At 54.4% G+C, this 23,954-nt stretch carries 16 protein-coding genes and 7 pseudogenes; 7 read left to right on the top strand and 16 right to left on the bottom strand.

The window, feature by feature from the left end; translation table 11 throughout:
- Positions 1-81: 81 nt before the first annotated feature.
- Positions 82-990, bottom strand: a complete 909-nt coding sequence (locus tag SPHFLASMR4Y_RS01740; RefSeq protein ID WP_089132027.1) for a toprim domain-containing protein — start codon at positions 988-990, stop codon at positions 82-84.
- Positions 991-1,144: 154 nt separating this feature from the next.
- Here SPHFLASMR4Y_RS01740 and SPHFLASMR4Y_RS01735 point away from each other — a divergent pair.
- Positions 1,145-1,528: pseudogene (locus SPHFLASMR4Y_RS01735) on the top strand (lytic transglycosylase domain-containing protein); the annotation flags it as partial.
- 146 nt (positions 1,529-1,674) lie between these two features.
- Here SPHFLASMR4Y_RS01735 and SPHFLASMR4Y_RS01730 read toward each other — a convergent pair.
- Positions 1,675-1,953 (bottom strand): annotated as a pseudogene (locus tag SPHFLASMR4Y_RS01730) (transposase); the annotation flags it as partial.
- 164 nt (positions 1,954-2,117) lie between these two features.
- On the opposite strand from SPHFLASMR4Y_RS01730, the pseudogene SPHFLASMR4Y_RS01725 reads away from it, so the two are divergent.
- From SPHFLASMR4Y_RS01725 to istB (SPHFLASMR4Y_RS01715), 3 genes and pseudogenes are all read left to right on the top strand, one after another.
- Positions 2,118-2,599 (top strand): annotated as a pseudogene (locus SPHFLASMR4Y_RS01725) (IS5 family transposase); the annotation flags it as partial.
- Between the two features lie 216 nt (positions 2,600-2,815).
- Positions 2,816-4,327 carry an IS21 family transposase gene (gene istA / locus SPHFLASMR4Y_RS01720; protein ID WP_089132015.1) on the top strand — a complete coding sequence of 504 codons (1,512 nt, stop codon included), beginning with the start codon at positions 2,816-2,818 and terminating at the stop codon, positions 4,325-4,327.
- Positions 4,324-5,160 carry an IS21-like element helper ATPase IstB gene (gene istB / locus SPHFLASMR4Y_RS01715; protein WP_089132016.1) on the top strand — a complete coding sequence of 279 codons (837 nt, stop codon included), beginning with the start codon at positions 4,324-4,326 and terminating at the stop codon, positions 5,158-5,160. Before istA (SPHFLASMR4Y_RS01720) ends, istB (SPHFLASMR4Y_RS01715) begins: the two co-directional genes overlap by 4 nt.
- A gap of 219 nt (positions 5,161-5,379) precedes the next feature.
- Here istB (SPHFLASMR4Y_RS01715) and SPHFLASMR4Y_RS01710 read toward each other — a convergent pair whose 3' ends face one another.
- Together SPHFLASMR4Y_RS01710 and SPHFLASMR4Y_RS16840 are read right to left on the bottom strand one after the other, a co-directional pair.
- Positions 5,380-6,045, bottom strand: a complete 666-nt coding sequence (locus tag SPHFLASMR4Y_RS01710) for a lytic transglycosylase domain-containing protein (protein WP_236554105.1) — start codon at positions 6,043-6,045, stop codon at positions 5,380-5,382.
- 326 nt (positions 6,046-6,371) lie between these two features.
- Positions 6,372-6,521, bottom strand: a pseudogene (locus SPHFLASMR4Y_RS16840) (integrase core domain-containing protein); the annotation flags it as partial.
- On the opposite strand from SPHFLASMR4Y_RS16840, the pseudogene SPHFLASMR4Y_RS01705 reads away from it, so the two are divergent.
- Positions 6,520-6,819: pseudogene (locus SPHFLASMR4Y_RS01705) on the top strand (transposase); the annotation flags it as partial. The pseudogenes SPHFLASMR4Y_RS16840 and SPHFLASMR4Y_RS01705 sit on opposite strands and share 2 nt — an antisense overlap.
- Here SPHFLASMR4Y_RS01705 and SPHFLASMR4Y_RS01700 read toward each other — a convergent pair.
- The 8 genes and pseudogenes from SPHFLASMR4Y_RS01700 to SPHFLASMR4Y_RS01665 all read right to left on the bottom strand — a co-directional run.
- Positions 6,816-7,510, bottom strand: a pseudogene (locus SPHFLASMR4Y_RS01700) (IS3 family transposase); the annotation flags it as partial. The pseudogenes SPHFLASMR4Y_RS01705 and SPHFLASMR4Y_RS01700 sit on opposite strands and share 4 nt — an antisense overlap.
- 267 nt (positions 7,511-7,777) lie before the next feature.
- Entirely contained in the window at positions 7,778-10,183 is a 2,406-nt protein-coding gene (locus SPHFLASMR4Y_RS01695; protein ID WP_260807033.1) for a TonB-dependent receptor, read from the bottom strand.
- A 3-nt stretch (positions 10,184-10,186) separates the two neighbouring features.
- Positions 10,187-11,320 carry a CaiB/BaiF CoA transferase family protein gene (locus SPHFLASMR4Y_RS01690; RefSeq protein WP_089132024.1) on the bottom strand — a complete coding sequence of 378 codons (1,134 nt, stop codon included), beginning with the start codon at positions 11,318-11,320 and terminating at the stop codon, positions 10,187-10,189.
- A gap of 8 nt (positions 11,321-11,328) precedes the next feature.
- Positions 11,329-12,483: an acyl-CoA dehydrogenase family protein gene (locus SPHFLASMR4Y_RS01685; RefSeq protein WP_236554109.1), complete on the bottom strand. Its 1,155-nt coding sequence runs from the start codon at positions 12,481-12,483 to the stop codon at positions 11,329-11,331.
- Positions 12,483-13,733 (bottom strand): thiolase family protein, encoded by a 1,251-nt coding sequence (locus SPHFLASMR4Y_RS01680; RefSeq protein ID WP_089132023.1) that lies wholly within the window; start codon positions 13,731-13,733, stop codon positions 12,483-12,485. Before SPHFLASMR4Y_RS01680 ends, SPHFLASMR4Y_RS01685 begins: the two co-directional genes overlap by 1 nt.
- 44 nt (positions 13,734-13,777) lie before the next feature.
- Complete coding sequence (locus SPHFLASMR4Y_RS01675; protein WP_089132022.1) at positions 13,778-14,569, bottom strand: enoyl-CoA hydratase/isomerase family protein; 792 nt, start codon at positions 14,567-14,569, stop codon at positions 13,778-13,780.
- Positions 14,570-14,727: 158 nt separating this feature from the next.
- A complete protein-coding gene (locus tag SPHFLASMR4Y_RS01670; RefSeq protein ID WP_089132021.1) occupies positions 14,728-15,768 on the bottom strand; it encodes an AraC family transcriptional regulator in 1,041 nt (346 codons plus the stop codon).
- Between the two features lie 319 nt (positions 15,769-16,087).
- Complete coding sequence (locus tag SPHFLASMR4Y_RS01665; RefSeq protein WP_089132020.1) at positions 16,088-16,987, bottom strand: IS630 family transposase; 900 nt, start codon at positions 16,985-16,987, stop codon at positions 16,088-16,090.
- Positions 16,988-17,412: 425 nt separating this feature from the next.
- On the opposite strand from SPHFLASMR4Y_RS01665, the gene SPHFLASMR4Y_RS01660 reads away from it, so the two are divergent.
- Both SPHFLASMR4Y_RS01660 and SPHFLASMR4Y_RS01655 read left to right on the top strand, forming a co-directional pair.
- A complete protein-coding gene (locus SPHFLASMR4Y_RS01660; protein ID WP_089132019.1) occupies positions 17,413-18,186 on the top strand; it encodes an SDR family NAD(P)-dependent oxidoreductase in 774 nt (257 codons plus the stop codon).
- A gap of 16 nt (positions 18,187-18,202) precedes the next feature.
- The gene (locus SPHFLASMR4Y_RS01655; protein ID WP_201295699.1) at positions 18,203-19,822 is read left to right on the top strand and encodes a class I adenylate-forming enzyme family protein; all 1,620 of its coding nucleotides are present in this window, start codon (positions 18,203-18,205) and stop codon (positions 19,820-19,822) included.
- Here SPHFLASMR4Y_RS01655 and SPHFLASMR4Y_RS01650 read toward each other — a convergent pair.
- The 4 genes and pseudogenes from SPHFLASMR4Y_RS01650 to istA (SPHFLASMR4Y_RS01635) all read right to left on the bottom strand — a co-directional run bounded on the left by SPHFLASMR4Y_RS01650 (position 19,819) and on the right by istA (SPHFLASMR4Y_RS01635) (position 23,806).
- Positions 19,819-20,916 (bottom strand): IS630 family transposase, encoded by a 1,098-nt coding sequence (locus SPHFLASMR4Y_RS01650; protein ID WP_089131732.1) that lies wholly within the window; start codon positions 20,914-20,916, stop codon positions 19,819-19,821. The two genes, SPHFLASMR4Y_RS01655 and SPHFLASMR4Y_RS01650, sit on opposite strands and share 4 nt — an antisense overlap.
- A 79-nt stretch (positions 20,917-20,995) precedes the next feature.
- Positions 20,996-21,259: pseudogene (locus tag SPHFLASMR4Y_RS17280) on the bottom strand (transposase); the annotation flags it as partial.
- A 202-nt stretch (positions 21,260-21,461) separates the two neighbouring features.
- Positions 21,462-22,298: an IS21-like element helper ATPase IstB gene (istB, locus tag SPHFLASMR4Y_RS01640; protein ID WP_089132016.1), complete on the bottom strand. Its 837-nt coding sequence runs from the start codon at positions 22,296-22,298 to the stop codon at positions 21,462-21,464.
- Entirely contained in the window at positions 22,295-23,806 is a 1,512-nt protein-coding gene (gene istA, locus SPHFLASMR4Y_RS01635) for an IS21 family transposase (protein ID WP_089132015.1), read from the bottom strand. Before istA (SPHFLASMR4Y_RS01635) ends, istB (SPHFLASMR4Y_RS01640) begins: the two co-directional genes overlap by 4 nt.
- Positions 23,807-23,954: the final 148 nt, after the last annotated feature.

Here is a 23,954-nt window from a genome sequence, read left to right as displayed (position 1 = left end):
AGGCACGGACAGACCTCAGACGGCCATCTCGTGCATAATCAGGGAAAAGCCCCCTTTCCTCTGGGTCACGGGTGGACCGGGTTAAGTGGAAGCTGCGATTGCTCGAAACAATTCGTTATTCCAGTCATCGCCGCGCTGACCGGGTCGGCGCGCTATAATCGACCGGTCGGGCATCTGAAAATGTTCACGGGCCTTGGCTTCGGCAAGGTCGCCGCCAGCGTCATGATCCACGAAGAGATAAAGCCGCTTCACGCTTTCCGGGATGGTAACGATCCCGAAACGCTCATTGCCCAGCGTCGCCCAGGTCGGAATGCCGGTAAGCTGCGTCGCGGACATGGCGCTTTCTGTGCCTTCCGCTAATCCCAGAACTCCATTTTTGGGTGGAAAAAGGCGCACGGCCCCGGTGCCGAGGGATCCCAGCGCGCGTTTGGGTTTTATGAAATCGGCCTGGCCTGAACCATCGGCAAGCAGGAAAGTGCGGTGAATGGCCATGATTTCAGCGTCTGTGCGCACCGCTGCCAGCATTGCCGGTAAAAAGCGGACATGGCCTTTGGGGCGAAGCGGCGTGCGTTCGAGGAAGCGCAATTCTGGGGAAGTAATACTAATCAGGCGCTTTTGGAGATAAGTCCGGGCTATGCTTCCCTGCAGGCGCTGAGCCTGCCGCCAGAGCCGCTGTGCATTGGCGCTTGGTTTTATCTCTTTGGGGTTTGCTGCGGGAATTGAAACGGAGCTCCCGCTGAACAGACTGCGTGCGGGCACACCTTGGCGCTCAAGTCCCGCAAGCACGTCTTTCTGCGGACATCCCGCGAAACAGTGAAAAAGAATCGCATTCCGGCCGATGCTAACTCCAAGCGATGGGGTATTGTCATCATGTGCCGGGCAGCAGCACATTCCTTTGCTATTTTTCCAATAGCCTGAAAATTTTTCACAAATCTGTCTGGCAGTATTCTCGAGGGATGACGTGGGATTAGTTAGGACGTTACGGGACATCGAGGAGTTCCTTGCATCTGCGCCAGTTCTCCCCTTCCCGGCAGCCTCCCCTCTTCAACACGTAAGAAAACGCTTTCCTACAGCTGTATGTTCTATTTATGTTCTCATCCGATTCGATGCAAGATGGAGATGAATTTTGGCAAAGAAGCTCTCAATGGGACTGCTAGCAATAGTGTTGTGTTCCAGCACGGCTTGGGCACAAGAAGCAAGTTTACCGGAAAGCAGCGGTACTCCCGAAACAGAAACTCCCGACAATCAGGCAGATGGAAATTCAACGTTCCAGCTATTCCAACACGGAATTTGGCATCCAGAAAATCCATTACAACCTGTCCCCAAAACATCGGCAGTTCATGACGGTGCCAGAACCAATCTACAAAAGAGAAAACTTACGCGGCTTAGCCGAACAACCTCCTCCAGACGGTCTATTTACCTAACCTCGATCCGGGCAGCCGAAAGGAAACATGCCCTTCCCTTTGGGTTGCTAGATGCGCTAATTTGGCAGGAATCGCGGTATAATCCGATGGCTGTTAGTCCAGCGGGTGCGGTTGGTCTTGCCCAACTCATGCCAGGGACAGCTTCGGACCTTGGGGTATCTTATGCTCCGCCGGTCGAAGGTCAGTATGGCGCAGCTCCGGCGCTCACTGACCGCATGACTCGACTGGACGTACCGGGCGATCTCGCGCTGCCGATCAGGCCTCAGACTTTTTTTGACAGAACATCCTGCAAAATATGCTTGTCCAGGCTGAGATCAGCAACCAATCGTTTGAGCTGCCGGTTCTCGTCCTCCAACTGCTTGAGCCGTCTCAACTCACCAACACCCAGCCCGCCGTAAAGCTTCTTCCAGCGGTAAAACGTCTGCTCCGAAATCCCCATCCGGCGGATTACCTCCGCCACCGGCGTTCCCGTCTCCGCCTGCTTCATCGCGTAGGCAATTTGTTCCTCAGTATATCGACTCTTCTTCATGGCACGCTCCTTCATAATCAGGGTTACAATACCGGAAAACTCTCATTCAAACTGGAGGAAAAAACAGGGAGGACGTCACGAAACATTAGGGTCAGGACCTATTAAAGGGATTCCCACCGCGGTATTTTTGTGATTCAATGGTGGCCTCAAAGGAGGTGCCACTGATGAGTGATCTGTTTATATTGAGCAAGGCGCAGATGCGCCGGATAGAGCCGTATTTTCCGTTATCGCACGGGGTTCCCAGGGTCGATGACCGGCGGATATTAAGCGGGATCATCTTTGTCATCCAGGGTGGTCTGCGCTGGCGCGATGCCCCCGCTGCTTACGGGCCACATAAAACGATCTATAATCGCTTCATTCGCTGGAGCCGCATGGGTGTGTTCAACAAGATATTTGCTGCGCTGGCCGCTACCAGCGATGCCGATGATGTGCTGATGATCGATGCCACGCATCTCAAAGCACATCGTACCGCTGCCAGCCTTTTAAAAAAGGATCTGTTTCCAGATATATCGGACGCACCAAGGGCGGCTTGAATAGCAAGCTCCATGCCGTGTGTGACGGGATCGGTAGGCCGCTGGTCCTGTGTTTAAGCGAAGGTCAGATGAGCGATCATATCGGTGCAAAACTTACCTATCCCGCGCTGCCGGATCATGCCACCTACATGATCGGTGTCGCGCGACAATCTAGGTGAAAAAGCGCCGTCAATCAGGATAAGAACTCACCTTTGAGGATGTTGCCTGCGGGCGTAGCCCGCAGGCAACATCCTCAAAGGTGACGGCGCGATCTTTAGGGACCGCGCCGTCGGTGATCATGGCCGATCGTGTAAGGAACGACTTCTCTCGTCCAAAAGGGAAGTTGTTCAATGCCAGGTCGACACATCAACGATCACCAAGTGAGACTCTATATGAAAAATCGACAGAATGACACATTGGCCACCTCTGCCGCGCGTGCGGGCTTCAGCACATCTACTGCGTACCGGATTGCGGGCGATCCGCGCTTGCCGTCACAGAAAAAGGTTCCTCGCGGAAGCCGGCGACCTGACCCCCTGGTAAATATCTTCGACAACGAGGTTGTCCCGATGCTCGAGGCGTCGCCGGGCCTGCGGGCTGTCGGTATTTTTGCGGAACTGCAGCGGCGTCACCCCGACCTCGCCCCCGGGGTGCGACGTACGCTGGAGCGCCGGATCCGGGGATGGCGTGCTCTTCATGGTGCGGAATGCGACGTGATATTCCGTCAGGTCCATGAACCGGGCCGCATGGGCCTTTCGGACTTTACGCACATGAACAAGCTGCGTGTCACCGTCGGCGGCGTGCGTCTCAAGCATATGCTCTATCATTTTCGCCTCGCCTGTTCGGGCTTTCAGCACGCCCATGTCATCCTGGGCGGGGAAAGCTTTGTGGCGCTCGCTGAAGGGCTGCAGAACGCTCTGTGGGCCTTGGGAGGAAGTCCTGCCAATCACCGCAGCGACAGCCTCTCGGCGGCCTTCCGTAATCTCGACAAGGACGCGAGTACGGACCTGACGCGGCGCTATGACGCGCTGTGCCAGGACTACGGCATGGAGCCGACGCGCAACAATCGAGGTGTCGCCCATGAGAACGGATCGATCGAGAGCCCCCACGGCCATCTCAAGGCACAGGTCGAGGACGCACTCCTGATGCGGGGGTCGCGCGACTTTGACGATCTCGCCGCCTACCGGTGCTTCATCGACGAACTCGTCGGTCGCAACAATACCCGCAATGCCAAGCGCATTGATGCCGAGCGCCCGGCTCTTCAGCCTCTTCCCCTGCGGCGCAGCAGCGACTTTACCGAGAAGCTTGTCCGGGTCACCACCTCAGGCGGCTTCACGCTTCTCAAGGTATTCTACACCGTCCCGTCCCGATTGATCGGCCATCGCCTGCGAGTCCGGCTGTACGATGCTCGCCTCGATGTGTTTGTCGGCGCGACACAGGTAATGACCGCCGCGCGCGGTCACGCCGAGGCCAATGGGAAGCACGGCCAAATGGTCAATTATCATCACGTCATCCATGCGCTCAGGCGCAAACCCATGGCGCTCATGCGCCTTGTCTACCGCGACAAACTCTTCCCGCGTGCGGCGTATCGCCAGAGCTTCTACTGGCTGCTTGAGCAACACGGCGAGAAGGCCGCATGCCATATGATGGTCGATCTGCTTGGGCTTGCTCATGACCGCGGCTGCGAAGCGGAACTCGCAGCTGTCCTCGACGAGGACCTGGCCGCGCAGCGCATTCCCGACATGGCCGTCTTGCGCAAACGATTTGCGCCCGACCCTGAAAGCCTGCCTGAGGTCTTTGTCCATCTCGCCTCGCTGAGCAGCTACGAAGCGCTGCTCAGCCAGCCCACGCGAGCGGCGGCATGACCCAGAGCATTGACAGCGCCCGGCTGACCCTGCTCCTCAACGAGCTCCGCCTTCCCACCATCAAGGTGAACTGGCCAGACCTTGCCAGGCAGGCCGACAAGGAAGGCTGGCCCGCCGCCCGCTTCCTGGCCACGCTCGCCGAGCATGAAGTCACCCAGCGTGATCTCAGGCGCATTGAGCGCAATCTCAATGAGGCCCGCCTGCTGCCCGGCAAGAGCATCGACAGCTTCGACTTCACGGCCGTCCCGATGGTCTCCAAGGCGCATGTCATGGCCTTGTGCGCTGGCGACGCCTGGCTCGACAAGGGCGCCAATCTGATCCTGATAGGGGGGCCTGGCGGCGGAAAATCGCACTTATCGTCAGCGATCGGGTTCGCCCTTGTCGAGAAAGGATACCGGGTCCTGTTCACCCGAACCTCCGACCTCGTCCAGAAGCTGCAGGTCGCCAGACGGGAGCTGGCACTCGAAGCGGCCATCGCCAAGCTCGACCGCGTGGATTTACTGGTGCTCGACGATTTTGCGTACATCAGCAAGGATCAGGCGGAAACCTCCGTTCTCTTCGAGCTCATCAGTGCCCGCTACGAGCGGCGATCGCTCCTGATTACCGCCAACCAGCCTTTTGGCGACTGGAATCGAATCTTCCCAGACCCCGCCATGACGCTGGCAGCCGTCGATCGCATTGTTCATCACTCGACAATCTTCGAAATGAACGTCGACAGTTACCGAAGGCGCGCCGCTCTCGATCGCAAGCAACACGGCGCTGGCCGACCACCAACACGCGCGACAATCAAGGGCACTCGCGTTGCCTCACCAACAAATGGTACCGAATCCTGAGGCGTTGCCTCATCAAAATGTTGCCGGGCACTCCATGCCCGGCAACGCTCAGTCCAGCAAAATCGGACGAGCTGTCGCGCAGCGACAACCAAACTCAAAATTAATCCTTGTCAGCGACAACCAGGACGAACATCATGGCGACGCCGTTATGACCGATTCTTATCTTGGTTGTCGCGTTGATCATCCTGTTTGTCGCGCTACAATCAAGTGTTCTCTGTCCTACAGTCCCGATTCTGTCCAGCGCGCTAGAACCTTCTTCACGTAGTCGCGGGTTTCCCGATATCGAGGAATACCTTTGGCTCGCTGCACCGCATTCGGTCCGGCATTATATGCCGCTAGCGCCAAGTGAATTCCGCCAAATTTGTCCAACATTTGCCTTAAATAGCGGGCACCGCCGTTAATGTTGGCCACAGGGTCATAGCGATTGCGTACCCCAAGGTCCGAAGCTGTTCCTGGCATAAGTTGGGCCAGACCAACAGCACCCGCTGGGCTTACAGCCATTGGATTATACCGTGATTCCTGCCAAATTAGAGCGTCGAGCAACCCAAAGGGGAGGGCGTGTTTCCTTTCCGCTGCCCGGATGGAGGATATATAGATAGTCCGCCTGGACGAAGCAGTTCGGCTGAGCCTTGAAAGCTTTCTCTTTTGTAGATTGGTTCTGGCATCATCATGAACTGCAGATGTTCTGGGGATGGTTTGCAATGGATTTGCTGGCTGCCAAATTCCATGCTGGAATAGCTGAAACGTTGAATTTTCATCGGCCTGCTGATCCCCAAGTTCCGTTGTAGGACCGCCATTGCTTTCCTGTAAACTCACATCTTGTGCCCATGCCACGCTCGAGCACAGCGTAATCGTAAGCAGCCCTATTGATAGCATCTTTGCCAAAATTCATCTCCATCTTGTATCGAATCGGATGAGAACATAAATAGAACATATAGCTGTAGGAAAGTGTTTTCTTACGTGTTGAAGAGGGGAGGCTGCCGGGAAGGGGAGAACTGGCGCAGATGCAAGGAACTCCTCAATGTCCCGTAACGTCCTAACTAATCCCACATCATCCATCGAGAATACAGAGGTGGCTCGGTTTGTTTGCACAGCGATTGGCAAAAGATAAGCGGATCGTCTGCCGTTTGTTTCCTCAATATTCCGATATGGGGTGTCATGCAGGGAGGGCGTAGCCCGACCGGAATGACACCCCATATCGGTTGCCAAATTCATGCTGCCATTTTCACAGGTAGGTTGTCAAAATATGTTTGATCGGGCGTCTTGGCGGCAAGGCTCGAATGCGGTCTTCTCCCATTGTAAAAGCCCAGATACCTGCCGATCGACGACCGGGCTTCGCTGACCCCGCCATAGGCGTGCAAGGGTTTTGTCTATCTCGTTGCCATCGTCGACTGGTTCAGTCGCAAGGTTCTCTCATGGCGACTATCGATCACGATGGAGGCTGATTTTTGCGTCGAGGCCCTGGAAGAAGCACTGGCCCGCTATGGCAACCCTGAGATATTCAACACCGACCAGGGCAGTCAGTTCACCAGCATGGCTTTCACCAGCGTGCTGCTGCGCGAAAAAATCGCCATCAGCATGGACGGCAGGGGTGCATGGCGCGGCAACGTCATTGTAGAACGGCTCTGGCGTTCAGTGAAGTATGAGGAGGTTTACCTGGCCATCGGGATGTAGGTGATGTCTGTAGCCCACACCTGACCCGGCCGCACGATCGGCAGTCCTCGCAGCAAATAGGGGTAGATCTTATGCCCTGGAGCCGGCTTCGAAGTGTTCGGGCGGCGGTAGATGGCTTCGATCGCCATCTTCTTCATCAAGCTGGCGACATGCAGGCGGCCGATCTTGATGCCCTCCTGGCGCAGAAGATCGCGCAGCATTCGGCTGCCTGCATACGGGAACTCCAGGTGCAGCTCATCGATCCGCCGCATGATCGCCAGATCGGCAGGCGATACCGGCCGAGGCAGGTAATACACGCTGCCACGGCTGATCCTCAATTCCCGGGCCTGCCGCACGAGCGGCAATGCGTGCTTGCGATCGATCATCGTTTTGCGCCCGGCAACAGTCCGGCTTTCCCGAGCGCTCCGGCCAAAAAATCATTCACCAGCGTCAACTCGCCAATCTTGGCGTGCATCGTCTTTACGTCGATCGCCGGCTCTGCCGCTGCGCTACCGCCGTCCGATCCGAAAACACCCGCAGCCCCTTCCAGCAACTGAGTGCGCCAGGCCGTGATCTGGTTTGCGTGAACGTCAAACTGCTGCACTAACTCAGCCAGCGTCTTCTCACCCTTCACCGCAGCCAATGCCACCTTTGCTTTAAATGCCGGACTGTGGTTCCGGCGTGGTCGTCTGCTCATATACGCTCCTGTCATGCGGCCGCCTTGGCCGCCGTTAGACAGAAAATCCACTTATCCCGCTGTGCAGTTTTCCCGAGCCACCTCTCCCCTCTTCAACACCCGTCAGGTGACAAGTGCGTAAAGAGAAACCTCCAGTTTTGTCTGGAAAACGAATCCCATATTCGTTTTCAATCCGGATCGGTTGCGGCAAACATTGCGATGCCGTTTCGGCAAAGGAGAAATGTAATATTTACTTAGCAGCCCGACCCGGAAATCAATGCTATCGCATCAAAAGCTATTCAACCTCAACTCGATGCCAAATGTCCTTCCGCGAGAAAGCGGCGCAAGTGTGCCGCCGAGCGGTACCGGCCCCAAGATGTCCGGAAGCAGCGTATCGCCGCCATGCTGCACATCGTTGGTCAGGTTCTTACCATAGAGTGTGAAAGTCATATCCCCATCCATGAGCGCGAACGAAACGCTGGCATCAATCCGGTCAGATGGGTTTAAAAAACCGAGATTATTGTCGGTAAGCGCCGCACCATCACGATGTGAATAGGCGACCCGGCCAGTTAGGGTACCAAAGTCCATTTCTTGTTCGGCGATCAGCCCGATATTACCGGTCCAGTTAGCGAGGCGCGGAATCTGCAGAGAAGCATCATCTGTATCAATTACTCCGTCGCCATTGAGGTCAAACACCACGTTTTTATAGTCACCGTCGACATATCCGAGAGAACCTTCAAGCAATAAGCCAGGAAGAATTTCAATCTGGCCGTCGATCTCAACGCCCCAGATGGTAGCATCGGCAGTGTTCCGAATAACCTGAACGATACCCGCAATCGGATCAGTCAAGAGAATTTCACGCTGCAGGCTTTCCATTTGGTTATAGAAGACCGCAAAGTTCAGACGCGAGCGCGGCATGGGCTCAGACTTAAAGCCCAACTCAAAGGAATCGATCTGTTCATCCTGAAACGGACCAGGTCCAAAATTAACCTTATCAGCGGCTGTATTACGCAAGTTGAAACCACCGGCCCGATAGGCCCGCGCCCAATGCGCGTACATTCGTGCATCCGGACTGAATTCATAGCCAATACCGATCTTGGGTGACCAGTTCGACGTTTGGAATATATCCACGAAATCGAATGCGCAAGTTCCCGCGATGACATTACAAGGGGTATTCACATTATTAACGAGTGATGCGACTTGGGCATCTTTTGTTTCGTCAGCATAGCGGATACCGGCGTTGATCGAAAAACTATCGGTCAGGTCTATGTCAACCGCGGCGAAGACGCCGAATGTCTCCTGATCTACTATACCACCGCCATGCTGTGTCAGTGCCGGTACGCCTGTTGGCGTCAGCGCACCAAGCAGATCGCGTCCTTCTGTATATACCAGTTTCTGTGAGAAATAATAGATACCTGTCGTCAAATCGACCATGTCGCCAAAGCGTCCATTAAATCGCAGTTCGTTCGATATCTGGTTCTGCTTTGTTGCAAAGTCCCCATGAAACAGTGACAGTGGAGTGCCGTCAATGTCGCTGCGAGCCGTCTGTTCATATTCGCGCCAACCGAAAACATTGACAATAGAACCGCCATCACCAATATTGACATCAACGTTGATCGTAGCAATCACTTGGTTCCAACTTGTATCGAAAAAGCCGAGCTCATCAATGGAGAAATCAAAGCTCTCACGGCTGAACCTTCCGGAAGTGCCCGGAGGATTTAAAGGTGCCGCCTCTACCCCACGTCCGTTTATATGGTTTTGGTTGGCAGGTCCCTGACCATCGGCTTCACCGTGCTCAAATTTCAAGGTGAAATTACCAATATCGTTAGGTGTTACTTTGATTGCGGCGCGTACGATAACTGTTTCAGACTCACCAAAAGTCTCTGTTTCGCCGGAGGCCAACGTATTTTTGAACCAACCATCATCCTTATTGTAATAGAGTGCCAATTTGGCGGACAGCTTGTCTTCAACAATCGGGCCGGTGACCGTGCCCATGGCATAATAATTTCCGCCTGTCCCGCGGAGACCAGATTCGGCGATTAGTTTTGCTGTTGTCTGAAATTCATTCTTAGGGTCAGCGGTATTTAGCAATACTGCGCCACCAGTCACGTTCCTCCCAAACAAAATGCCCTGTGGACCGCGCAGTACTTCCACGCTTTCCAGATCAAATGTGTCAAATACAACGCCTCCATTTATCCCCAGATAGACGCCGTCGACAAATACACCGACAGCTGGATCGATCGAAGGAATCGATGAATTCACTCCGAGGCCGCGTATAGCAAAATTCGCAACGCCTTTCGTAGTGCCGACCTCATCAAGTGCAACATTCGGCATTTTGAAACTAAGACTAGAAATGTCGCGTACTTGCAGAGCATCCAATGTTTCTGAGCCATAGGCTGTAATTGCCAACGCGGCATCCTGCACATTCTCACCGCCAGCCTTTTTAGTGCCGGTGACAACAATCACATCGTCCAGAAAAGTAGAACCGCCGGATGACTGATCTTGATCAGAGGTTAACTGATCTGTTTCCTGAGCTTGTGCCATTCCTGCCGTCGACAGAGCCAGCGCAGCTATTACAATAACGGACGCACTGCGCAAATAAACAAATCGCATGATTTTTCCCCCTAATACACTTTTATAATCTTCTAAGATGCAGAACTTAAACAAACTGATCAGCGGTGCAACTGATGCCACTATTCAATGAGCGCCAATCCACCGTCTTTGCTCACTAACCATTTCGTCAATCAATTCCTGCCGATGTTCATTATGTAAAGGTGCCTCACCAAGAAAATCGTTGGACACAGACGCAAAACGTGGTGCAGCAATGGCTTGTCTAAAGCCGAGACTGTCATCAAATATGCCGCGTTCCTTATTATGAGGGTGATCCGCAGCGTCGGTAGGGCTTGTCACCAAACCAAAACAGGCATCGCTTCCTTCCAAAAGTTCGCACCAATGCGCGCTCGGTTGAGAAGCAAACAAATCGCTTAGCCGTTTGGCTTGATTGGCCCATGCGTTCTTATCGAACTGGTGTTCATACACGGGATCGTCTGTAAGGTTCAACAGATCCAGTAGCACCGAATAGAATTTTGGTTCGAGACTTCCTAACGTTATATATCGACCATCAGCACATCGGTAACTGTTATACCAGGGCGCTCCGTCCAGAGCGCTTTGGCCTCGTTCCGGTTGCATCAAACCCTTCGGCAAAAGGTCGAACACCAAATTCATCATATGAGCCGACCCGTCCACAATCGCCGCATCAATGACATCGCCCTTGCCAGTTGTGCGCGCCCGGATAATCCCTGCCAGAAGACCAATGGTCAGGTAATTGGCACCGCCGCCGACATCCCCGACAAGGCCGGGCGGCGGCAGGGGCTTTCCGCCCGCAGGGCTAGCATACCACATGGCGGAACTGACAGCCACATAGTTGAGATCGTGACCGGCCGCCTGTGCCAATGGTCCATCCTGTCCCCATCCGGTAATTCGGCCATAGACCAGCCGAGGATTGCGTTTCATACAGGCATCGGGACCAAGGTTCAGACGCTCCATTACACCAGGACGCATCCCCTCAATCAGAGCGTCCGCTCCCTCGATCAGATTCATCAACAGCTCTTGGTCATCCGAATTCTTGAGATCAAGCGCAATGGAACGTTTCCCGCGTTTCAATATACCAATCGGCATTGTCGAGCCGGGATCACTACCTTTTTCCTTGCGCTCGATCAGTACGACATCGGCGCCAAGATCGGCCAGATGCATACCACTAAAGGGCCCCGGTCCGATCCCCTCCATTTCAATTATCCTGATGCCGCTGAGCGGCCCCTGTCCCATTGTCATTGTCCCATTCACCGGAATGCGGAAATGCCGGTCAAACCCCGAGCGATCAAGAGCTTCTGAATTTCCGTAGTGCCGTCAGGAATGGGTGTAATCATGGCTTCGCGGGCCAATCTCTCGACGATGAATTCCTTCGTTAGGCCATTGCCGCCATGTATCTGAACCGCCTGGCGCGTAGCCTCCACTGCTATTTCCGTGCCGTACCATTTCGCCATAGCGCATTCGACATCACAGCGCTGACCTGCGTCAATCATAGATGCCGCCCGAAGCGCAAGCAATCGCGCAGCATCAATCTGGGTTGCCATGGTCGCAATCTTGTCGGCGATCAGTTGATGTCCGGCAATTTGTTTGCCATGCTGGACGCGATCCTGTGCATATTTAATGGATTCTTCCAGTGCCCGTCTGGCAATGCCATAGCCCCAAGCCGCGACATGGATGCGCGCCCGTTCAAACAGGGTCAGTGTATTTTTCAACCCGCTACCAATTTCGCCGATTGTATTGCTGACCGGCACCCGCACATCATTCAGAAATATCTGTGAAGTTGACTGGCTGTTCAGTGCTATTTTGGGAATGCCGCGCACCTCATAGGGATGCTCTTCCCGATCAAGCAAAATGTGCGTCAGCTGATTTTCATCCGAGCGGCATGTACAGATGAAAAAGTCAGAATATTCTCCATTTGTGATCCAGGTTTTCTCTCCGTTTATAATCCAGTCATTGCCATCACGCACGGCGCGGGTCTTGACGCCCGACACATCCGATCCGATATCTGGTTCCGATATGCCAACCGCACCTATTATCTCACCGCGCAGCATCGGGCCGGCATATCGTGATTTAATATGATCCGGCGCGAGCCTCAGGAGCATCGACGTGGCAGCGGCATTAACCAGCGCGACGATCGCCAAATCGCCGGAGGAATATGCCAGCTCTTCAATCAGCTGTACATGCAGGCGCCAGGACAGGCCCAGCCCGCCATCCGATTCCGGCTGGGGCGCGTTGACAATGCCAAATTCCCCTAGCTGCATCATCCATTCACGGATATTTTCCTTGGGATAGAAAACATCGCCTAGCTCCTTCAACTCCGGCTCAAGCCGCTCATCCAGAAAACGCCGCAGACCGTCTATCGCAAGACGTTCATCTTCATTGAACATGAAACCAATGTTGCTCATTATGCTTCCACCTTTCCCAAAATATTGATTACAGCTGCGCCTTCTTCGATACCGACCAGGCCGCCGCTATTTTCGTGAATGGCGTGCCGCGCATTTTCGACTTGCCGTTTGCCCGCCTCTCCGCGCAATTGCGTAACCAGTTCGTGAAGTTGTCCAAGGCCCGTCGCGCCGATCGGATGTCCTTTTGATTCCAATCCACCCGACGGGTTGATGGGTATCCTGCCGCCTACCGTAAAATCGCCGCGTTCCGCCGCCGGACCCGCCTCACCCAGAGGAGCAAGCATCAGGTTCTCCGCATGCATCAACTCTCCGATAGCAGTCGCATCATGGACTTCGGCGACATCCATATCATCGGGGGAACGGCCAGCCATCTGATAGGCTTTTTGCGCCGCCAGCCGGGCCATGTGGTTTTCCGGTTCGTCAGCGGTCCTTTCGGCATTGCCGCTCATCGATACGCTAGCTAGGATTTCCACAGCGCGGGACTTGTCCATGCCCAGCTTCTTCAGCCCCTCTTCATTGCAAATAACCGCGGCAGCAGCACCATCGGAAATGGGTGCGCACATTGGCAAGGTCAGCGGATAGGTAATAGGCGGCGCAGCCAGCACCTCCTCAATCGAATAGGCCTGACGATATTGCGAATATTCATTATGCACCGAATGTTCATGGTTTTTGGCAGCGATGGCCGCGATCTGCCGCTGCGTCGTTCCATTACGCTTCATGTGGTTGAGCCCAAAGGCCGCATAGACCTTCATGAAAATACTATAGGGCCGTTCCGATTCGGACCCTTCGGGGCATTCCATGCCTTTGCCAAGACTAACAAGGCGCTCAATATTTTCATCGACCGTGGCCACGTCCCAAGCGCCATCAAACACCGCAAACATTTTTTTCTTGTCAGGAACATTCATTTTCTCAACACCGGCGGCCAAAATAATGTCGTGCATGCCGGAGCCAACCCCCTGCACGGCCAGATGGAAGGAAGACGAGCTCGACGCGCAAGCATTCTCTATGTTGAAGACAGGTATTCCAGACAGGCCAATCTGGCCCAGCGCCACCTGCCCGGGAATGAATGTTTGCCCTTGCAGGAAACCTTGTGTCGAGCTTGAATGATAAACCGCTTCAACGTCAGACTTATGGCCGCCCGCATCACCGAGAGCAGTGCTAATGGCCGTGTCAAGCAACTGCCTTATGCTTTGGTCAGGGTGTCGGCCGAATTTTGTCATGCCCACACCGACTATATATGCCTTTTCCATTGTCGAAAGTTCCCTCTAATCTTTTTTCCGGAAAACCGGCGCGATCATTTTCCCGTATATTCTGGTGCCCGTTTCTCGCTAAAGGCAGACAGGCCCTCTAGAAAATCGGCGGATTTGGAATGCTCTGCTAATAGCCGGGTTTCCAGCGTCAGCGCATCGCGCGGATTGAGCTGACGACCATCCGCCACCATCTGTTTCATGCGATGCAGAACCAAGGGACTTTTCTGCGCCAGATTATCGGCGAGCTTCATTGCTTCGTCCATCAGGCTCTCATCGTCATGGACGGCGCTGACGAAGCCAAGGTTTTCAAATTCCTCCGCTGGCCAGTTTTCACCTGAAAAAAGCAGCAGATTAGCCTTCTTCTCACCAATAAGCCGCGGCATGATCGTGCCCCCACCACCACCCGGCAGCACACCGAAATTGGAATGGCTGTCGCCCAATCGTGCGCTACGGGCGGCAAGGACGATATCGCAGGCAATAGCCATTTCCAGACCTCCGGCAAGCGTGAATCCATTCAGCGCCGCAATTGTTGGTTTAGGCAGTTCCCGCAATTGGTGGAATATCTCCTGGATAGTACCAAGAAAGGATAAAAATTCCTTCGCATTGCCTGCCTGGGCTTCGGCAAGAACGCCTTTCAGATCCGCCCCGCAACAAAAGGCACGCCCCGCTCCCGTTATGATTAGCACACGCAAACCGTCATCTTCTGCAACGACGGAAACCGCACTGGAAAGTTCGTCCACCATTGCCCCCGAAAGCGCATTCATCGCCTTAGGCCGGTTCAATGTTATGCAGGCAATGGCATCGCGAGTTTCAAATTTTATTGTTTCATAAGCCATCGGTCATCATATCCCGTCCATGATAAGGCAAAAGACGCATTCAACTGCGCTGCCGAATACTGACAATTATAGCGAAAGCCTGCGTTTGACATGCGATTGACTCGCCATTGCACGCCAAAATAGCGTCAACAAAACCATCGGACGATTGAAACTTGCTGTTATTCGGATTTCAGCTTTGATTTTTCGAGATACTCGTGCGGTGACCGACCGGTCAATCTTCGAAATGCACGCGAAAAGTTGCTGGAGTCGTTATATCCTAAAAGATAGGACATTTCCTTGATCGAATGACGTCCGGAACGCAAATACCGGATAGCGAGATATTTACGCATACCGTCAAGCACCGCGTTAAAAGTTGAACCTTCATTCTGTAACTGCCGTTGGAGGCTTCGATTGCTCATACCAAGTGCGCTTGCAATTGTGCGGATCGACACGTCACCATCGGGCAGCATATTTACAATGGCTGACTGAATCCGAGGAATGATTTGCTCATCATCAAATCGGGCGATATATTCCGTTGCAATCTGATCATGAGCACGGACAAACTCTGGATTGAACCCTCGCAATCGTTGGTTAGAATCGGATTCGGAGACGTGCAGTTCGAGCCGTTCGCACCCATATTCGATGGGACAGCAAAAATAATCATCAAACTCGGCAGATGCGAATTTAGGTTTAGGTCGGGGCATACGCACCAAAATCGGCGAAAAGTTTGACCGATAAACCATCCTTGCAAATCGCAGAACAGTTGCCAAAAATGCATCCTCCCTCGTCGGAGGCAGTTTTTCTCGTATTGTTAACGAAAAAACTAACCGCTTATCACGGATCTGTGTGCTGGCATTACCCGCCTGCGAAATTAATTGGAAAAACCGTTCGTATCTTACGAAGAAAGAATTCAGAGTGCGACTGGCAAACAGTGAATATCCTAATGCGTGCATGGAGCCCGGTGTAAGGCGTGCGCCGAGCTTCAAGCCAATCGCTTCATCGCCTGTAATTCTCTGAATAATCTCGTAAAACTTGCTCACCTGCCACGAAGGAACACGCGCATTGGGATCATTCAAAAGCTCAGGATTGATTCCTACTTCTTGCAGAATTTCATTGGTGTCAAACTCCGAATAGAACTCGTCAACAATCGCAACCAAGTGGATCAGCCACGTAGCAATGACTGTCACTTTAGCTGTCGGGAATTCCGCTTCGCCCTCCAATTTTTCTCTCCTATTTCAAGCACTAGATTTTTTATTGAGATTGATACGAGTTTTTCAAACGACATAATAAGCAAGCATATGTCCTCGGGCGGATACTCGTACCCTAAAAACAATGCGCTGACAATATACTATACCCCGTCTACATACTATACCCCGTCTACCTCAGGATCCGAAAATCTGCGGGATTGATGACGCGAAAGTTGTTGGTGACCTGATCGCGGAAGGCGTGCCATTGTTTCGGCACGTTTTGAGTTAGGAACCCCAGGATCGCTGCCCTAAATTCGCGCGCCGTTGCGTAGCCTTGGTTATGGGTGATGTTTTAGTGCATCACTCCCCAGAGTCGCTCGATCGGATTGAGGTGGGGGCTGTAGGTCGGCACGAAGTGGAGCCTGATCCGCTGGCCTTTTCGGACCAGCCATTCCTGCGCCAGCCGGGCATGATGGTAGCGGGCGTTGTCGAGGAAGACGTGGATCAACCGCCGCGACGGATGGGTGGCAAGGATCGCCATGAGCAGCAGGATCGTGCTTTGCGCATCGACGGTGAGGACATCGAGCATCTGGGTCTTGCCGGTCTCGAGGTCGATGGCGCCATGAATATTCACCCGGTCACGACCGCTGCTGGGCGTGATCGCTACCGCCTCGCCCGTGGGTGCCCAGCAGCCCACCGCACGGACCTGATGGGTCGGATGAACGGCGTCGACGAACGCTACTGCCTCGTCGTTCTTAAGGCCGCACATCAGCCGGTCATAGTCTGCGATGAACGTCGCTTGCTTGGCCGCGTCCAGCTTGCCCGACACCATCGCAGGCTTGCGGTACGAAAGCTTCAGCCGATGCAGCAGCGCGATCAGCCCCGCGTGGCTGTACTCAATGCCAAAACTGTCGACGATCCACGCGCCGATCGTGCGCGCGTTGCGTGGCAGGCTGGCGCTGACCCACGTAAACAGCGCATCTTCCTGTTCCGCAGAAAGCCGGCTGTGACTGCCCCCAACATCGAAGACCACAAGGCCGGTCAGGCCATGCTCGTCATAAAGTCTGTGCCAGGAGCGAGCCGTGTCATCGTCGATCAACAAAGCCTCCGCCACCTCCTGGCAGCTCCATCCCTTGTCCAGCAGAATGATCGCATTGGCACGGCGCGCCGCGCGCGCTTCACTCAGCCCATCCCGCGCCAGAGCTCGTAGCTCAAGCCGTTCTGCTTTGCTCAGAAAACCACTGCGGATCATGCCCCAATACAGAATCGCTTCCCGACTATAACGCAACCGCTATTTTTTCGGATACTCAAGGAGTCGGGGTATATCGTTCTGAAATTATGAGCATAGCGTTGCGTGCCCGAAGACGACAGATTGGCACAGTCTGACCAATGTTACACCAAGATTTTTTGTGCCAAAGCTCCTAAATTTAATCGAGTTTGGAGGCGGGCAAACTGGAGTGCGCCTAACAATTTCAGCGAAAGCTCTAATGATAATGTCAATCGGTAAAAATTTTAAATTGCTGGGTAGGGAAGGCAAATTAATATCCAGCTCTACGGCGAGATCGTGTCAATCGGCATTGGTCATAAAGTCGGCATTCGACTTCCCGGGTGCTATATCTAAAACAAGTGGAAATATAAAAATGGACCGTTTCGATAATTTAGCGAGGGTGATGACTAATGCAACTTAAACGGAAGATAGTAGTCATTACGGGTGGGGCATCCGGTCTCGGCGCCGCTACTGCACGATACTTTGTTGAACATGGTGCCAAAGTTTCACTTTTCGATCTGAACGAGGAAGCAGGCCAGAGTCTGTGTGCAGAACTGGGGGCGGAAAACGCCATATTTCATAATGTTGACGTAACTAATGATACCCAGGCGAAGGAGGCGATCGAAAAGACCGCTGCAAAATTTGGCACTATTCACATCAACATTAACGCGGCCGGGATACCAGCACCAACAAAAATTCTCGACCGCGAAGGCAATGCCTGCGACCTTTCAAAATTTGCCAAAGTGGTAAATGTCAACCTTATCGGCTTGTTCAACGTCATGAGCAAATGCGTTGCTGTGATGGTCAAAAACCCTACAGAAAATGACGGGGAGCGTGGAGTCGTTATCAATGTCTCTTCCGGTGCGGCCTATGAAGGCCAGATCGGGCAAGCTGGCTATTCGGCATCCAAGGCCGGTGTCATTGGCCTCAATTTACCCGCCGCGCGGGAACTGGGTGCCCACGGTATCCGAGTCAATGCTATCGCCCCGGGTTTGTTCGGGACGCCCATGATTATGGGATTGGGAGGAAAGATTGTTTCTTCACTCATCGAAATGGTGGAGGCGCCCAAGCGGCTTGGCGATATGCGTGAATTCGCCCATAGTTGCCAGTATATCGTCGAAAATGCCTATTTAAACGGTGAGACCATCCGGCTTGATGCTGCAACGCGCCTGAGGGCCAGATAACATCGGAAACTTTGAAATGAAATCGAAACTCACTCCATCAAATACACAAACGCTTTCTACTGGGTCTTTCAACTACAGCCGGATCATGCAAGGACTGGTCGACACATTCGGTGATCGCGAAGCGATCGTGAATATCGAACGCGGGCGCCGATTAACCTTTCGCGAATATCACGAGTTGACCAACCGATTTGCTCACGTCTTACATGGTCCGTTGGGATTGGGCACTGGCGACCGATACGTCTGTTTGCTCGACAATGACAATCTGTCACTTTTCCATTGGGGGTCGGCAGCCAAAGCTTTGGCCACCTGCTGCCATGGTAATTTCCGTGACAGCTTAGAAACCCACATGAGACAGGTCGAGATAACTGGTCCTAAAGTTGCTTTCATCGAAAATTCCTTAGTCGAAACCCACGCTGAGCTACTTACGCAACGCGGCATTCAAGTGGTGGTGGTTGATCGACTGGAAGAAAAAAGGGATGGTATATTGGAACTGCCGAGCTTGTTGGCAGAGGCTCCAACACATAATACAGACGTAGAAATTGATGATAGAACGCATATTGTTTTGATGCGCTTTACCGGCGGCACGACAGGCGATAGCAAATGCGCAAAATATACTGCAGACAATATTATGGCCTGTTCAGAGAGCTTTCTAACATTGCCAGGTCATGATTTTGATCCAGACAGCCGGATGCTCCATATCGCACCGTTGAGTCATGCCAGCGGTATGATGTTGCAGCCAACCTTGTTTCGCGGCGGTTGTACGGTGACTATGAACCAGCCCGATCTGGAGCGCTGGTGTGAGCACATTGAAAAAGAACGGATCACTCATGCGTTTGTTGTGCCAACAATCGCTTATCGCTTGCTGGAGATGCCGGAGGCTGAGAGATATGATCTCTCGACGCTTAAAACAATTTTCTATGGAGCCGCGCCAATGAGTCCGGCCAAGGCCAAGAAATTAGTTGCCAAATTTGGTCCGCTTTTCATGCAAGTATATGGTTCCACCGAACATCTCGTGGCGACCCTGTTTTTGGGCAAGGCAGAACATGTCGGAGATACGCAGACGGAAAAGAGGCTGGCATCGGCCGGACGGCGGAACGCGGGGGTTGAGGTGACCATTTGCGATGATGACGGCAACCCCGTGCTGCAGGGTGAAGTTGGCGAATTATATCTCCGGTCCCGGGGTACATGCCAGGGTTATGAAGGCAATCCAGAAAAAACAGCGGAAGAATTTTTCCAAGGTTACTGGAAGTCTGGCGATCTAGGCTATTCCGATGAAGCTGGATATTGCTATCTGGTTGACCGAAAAAAAGACCTGATAATCACAGGTGGATTCAACGTCTATGCGAACGAGGTGGAAGCCGCAATTAATTCTCATCCCTGTGTAACAATGTCAGCCGTGGTCGGCATCCCTGACGAAGAATGGGGGGAGGCTGTCCACGCAGAAGTCATCCGAAATGGAGTGACGGAAGTGCACGAGCAAGAACTGATCGACCATGCAAAAAGTCTGATCGGTTCGGTTAAGGCTCCCAAAACGGTCACTTTTGTGGATGAATTGCCAACCACTACGGTTGGTAAGGTTCTCCGCAAAAATGTGAGGGCTAAATATTGGGAAAAGCATACTCGGCAGATAGCCTAGTCACCTGAATCTGAAGTTCGGCTCATTGTTTTTTGACAGAAGCGTTTGACGGCGGCGAGGATTTCGTCGGCGGATTTGACCCATTTGTAGGGTTTGGGATTTTCATTATGTGCTGCGATGAAGGCGACAATGTCGGCTTCGAGTTCTGCCGTTGATCGATGGACACCGCGTTGCAACTGCTTGCGCGTCAACTCTGCAAACCAGCGTTCGACCTGATTGATCCAGGATGCCGATGTCGGCGTGAAGTGAACATGCCAATGCGGGCGGCGCGCCAGCCAGGCCTTGACCTTTGGCGTCTTGTGGGTGGCGTAGTTGTCCATCACGAGGTGTATGTCCGGTCCTTCGGGTATCTCGGCGTCGATTCTCTTGAGGAAGTCGAGGAACTCGGTGGCCCGGTGCCGCTTGTAGCATTTGCCGATCACGGCGCCGGTGGCGATGTCGAGCGCAGCGAACAAGGACGTCGTACCATTGCGGATGTAGGTATGTGTTCTGCGTTCGGCCACACCGGGTGCCATAGGCAAGACCGGTTGCTCACGGTCCAGCGCCTGGATCTGGGATTTTTCGTCTACGCACAGCACGACCGCCCGGTTTGGCGGCGACAAATAGAGGCCGACAATATCCTGCACCTTATCGACGAACAAAGGGTCGGTAGACAGTTTGAACGTCTGTGAGCGGTGCGGTTGCAGGCCAAAGGCAGACCAGATCCGCCGGATGGTAGTGTGCGACAGCCCGGTCTCGGCTGCCATCGTGCGGATTGACCAATGGGTGGCATCCTTCGGCGTGCTGTTCAGCGTGCGCTCGATCACCTGAGCCACCTGCGCATCTGATACCGTTCGTGGTCGTCCCGAACGATATTCGTCGGTCAGCCCTTCAATGCCATCCTGTACAAACCGCCGTCGCCATTTGCCAACTGTGTGCTCGTGGACACCGAGGCGTTGCGCAACTTCCTTGCTCTGCAATCCCTCCGCGCATAGCAGAATCATCCGGCATCGATCCGACAACGAGCGCGGCACCTTGTGCCTGCGAACCTGCCCTTCAAGAAAAAAGCGGTCCTCGCCGCTCAATACGACCAAACCCGCCTGCCTGCCTACCATTACCAATGCTCCTGTCTGTTCAAACAGAGCATATACAATGATACTTACTTCAATTCCAGATGACTAGGGTCAGGACTCATTAATTGAGCCAGAAGATGACGGTAGCTGCGATAGCGATGGCGGACATGAAGGTGTGCGCGCATCGGTCATAGCGGGTGTGGATACGCCTCCAGTCCTTGAGGCGCCCGAACATATTCTCGATTTTGTGACGCTGCCGGTAGAGGGTTTTGTCGAAGTCAGCGGGTAATATTCGCCCCTTTCGCGGCGGGATACACGGCGTGATGCCTTTGGCCTGCAGGGCGGCGCGATACTCGTCGCTGTCATAGCCTTTGTCCCCGATCATTGTAGCGCGACAAACAGGATGATCAACGCGACAACCAAGATAAGAATCGGTCATAACGGCGTCGCCATGATGTTCGTCCTGGTTGTCGCTGACAAGGATTAATTTTGAGTTTGGTTGTCGCTGCGCGACAGCTCGTCCGATTTTGCTGGACTGAGCGTTGCCGGGCATGGAGTGCCCGGCAACATTTTGATGAGGCAACGCCTCAGGATTCGGTACCATTTGTTGGTGAGGCAACGCGAGTGCCCTTGATTGTCGCGCGTGTTGGTGGTCGGCCAGCGCCGTGTTGCTTGCGATCGAGAGCGGCGCGCCTTCGGTAACTGTCGACGTTCATTTCGAAGATTGTCGAGTGATGAACAATGCGATCGACGGCTGCCAGCGTCATGGCGGGGTCTGGGAAGATTCGATTCCAGTCGCCAAAAGGCTGGTTGGCGGTAATCAGGAGCGATCGCCGCTCGTAGCGGGCACTGATGAGCTCGAAGAGAACGGAGGTTTCCGCCTGATCCTTGCTGATGTACGCAAAATCGTCGAGCACCAGTAAATCCACGCGGTCGAGCTTGGCGATGGCCGCTTCGAGTGCCAGCTCCCGTCTGGCGACCTGCAGCTTCTGGACGAGGTCGGAGGTTCGGGTGAACAGGACCCGGTATCCTTTCTCGACAAGGGCGAACCCGATCGCTGACGATAAGTGCGATTTTCCGCCGCCAGGCCCCCCTATCAGGATCAGATTGGCGCCCTTGTCGAGCCAGGCGTCGCCAGCGCACAAGGCCATGACATGCGCCTTGGAGACCATCGGGACGGCCGTGAAGTCGAAGCTGTCGATGCTCTTGCCGGGCAGCAGGCGGGCCTCATTGAGATTGCGCTCAATGCGCCTGAGATCACGCTGGGTGACTTCATGCTCGGCGAGCGTGGCCAGGAAGCGGGCGGCGGGCCAGCCTTCCTTGTCGGCCTGCCTGGCAAGGTCTGGCCAGTTCACCTTGATGGTGGGAAGGCGGAGCTCGTTGAGGAGCAGGGTCAGCCGGGCGCTGTCAATGCTCTGGGTCATGCCGCCGCTCGCGTGGGCTGGCTGAGCAGCGCTTCGTAGCTGCTCAGCGAGGCGAGATGGACAAAGACCTCAGGCAGGCTTTCAGGGTCGGGCGCAAATCGTTTGCGCAAGACGGCCATGTCGGGAATGCGCTGCGCGGCCAGGTCCTCGTCGAGGACAGCTGCGAGTTCCGCTTCGCAGCCGCGGTCATGAGCAAGCCCAAGCAGATCGACCATCATATGGCATGCGGCCTTCTCGCCGTGTTGCTCAAGCAGCCAGTAGAAGCTCTGGCGATACGCCGCACGCGGGAAGAGTTTGTCGCGGTAGACAAGGCGCATGAGCGCCATGGGTTTGCGCCTGAGCGCATGGATGACGTGATGATAATTGACCATTTGGCCGTGCTTCCCATTGGCCTCGGCGTGACCGCGCGCGGCGGTCATTACCTGTGTCGCGCCGACAAACACATCGAGGCGAGCATCGTACAGCCGGACTCGCAGGCGATGGCCGATCAATCGGGACGGGACGGTGTAGAATACCTTGAGAAGCGTGAAGCCGCCTGAGGTGGTGACCCGGACAAGCTTCTCGGTAAAGTCGCTGCTGCGCCGCAGGGGAAGAGGCTGAAGAGCCGGGCGCTCGGCATCAATGCGCTTGGCATTGCGGGTATTGTTGCGACCGACGAGTTCGTCGATGAAGCACCGGTAGGCGGCGAGATCGTCAAAGTCGCGCGACCCCCGCATCAGGAGTGCGTCCTCGACCTGTGCCTTGAGATGGCCGTGGGGGCTCTCGATCGATCCGTTCTCATGGGCGACACCTCGATTGTTGCGCGTCGGCTCCATGCCGTAGTCCTGGCACAGCGCGTCATAGCGCCGCGTCAGGTCCGTACTCGCGTCCTTGTCGAGATTACGGAAGGCCGCCGAGAGGCTGTCGCTGCGGTGATTGGCAGGACTTCCTCCCAAGGCCCACAGAGCGTTCTGCAGCCCTTCAGCGAGCGCCACAAAGCTTTCCCCGCCCAGGATGACATGGGCGTGCTGAAAGCCCGAACAGGCGAGGCGAAAATGATAGAGCATATGCTTGAGACGCACGCCGCCGACGGTGACACGCAGCTTGTTCATGTGCGTAAAGTCCGAAAGGCCCATGCGGCCCGGTTCATGGACCTGACGGAATATCACGTCGCATTCCGCACCATGAAGAGCACGCCATCCCCGGATCCGGCGCTCCAGCGTACGTCGCACCCCGGGGGCGAGGTCGGGGTGACGCCGCTGCAGTTCCGCAAAAATACCGACAGCCCGCAGGCCCGGCGACGCCTCGAGCATCGGGACAACCTCGTTGTCGAAGATATTTACCAGGGGGTCAGGTCGCCGGCTTCCGCGAGGAACCTTTTTCTGTGACGGCAAGCGCGGATCGCCCGCAATCCGGTACGCAGTAGATGTGCTGAAGCCCGCACGCGCGGCAGAGGTGGCCAATGTGTCATTCTGTCGATTTTTCATATAGAGTCTCACTTGGTGATCGTTGATGTGTCGACCTGGCATTGAACAACTTCCCTTTTGGACGAGAGAAGTCGTTCCTTACACGATCGGCCATGATCACCGACGGCGCGGTCCCTAAAGATCGCGCCGTCACCTTTGAGGATGTTGCCTGCGGGCTACGCCCGCAGGCAACATCCTCAAAGGTGAGTTC

Origin of the sequence: Sphingorhabdus sp. SMR4y (genome assembly GCF_002218195.1) — a bacterium.
Classification (GTDB): domain Bacteria; phylum Pseudomonadota; class Alphaproteobacteria; order Sphingomonadales; family Sphingomonadaceae; genus Parasphingorhabdus.
Note: the sequence above shows the minus strand (reverse complement) of the source record. Positions and strands in the feature narration are given on the sequence as shown.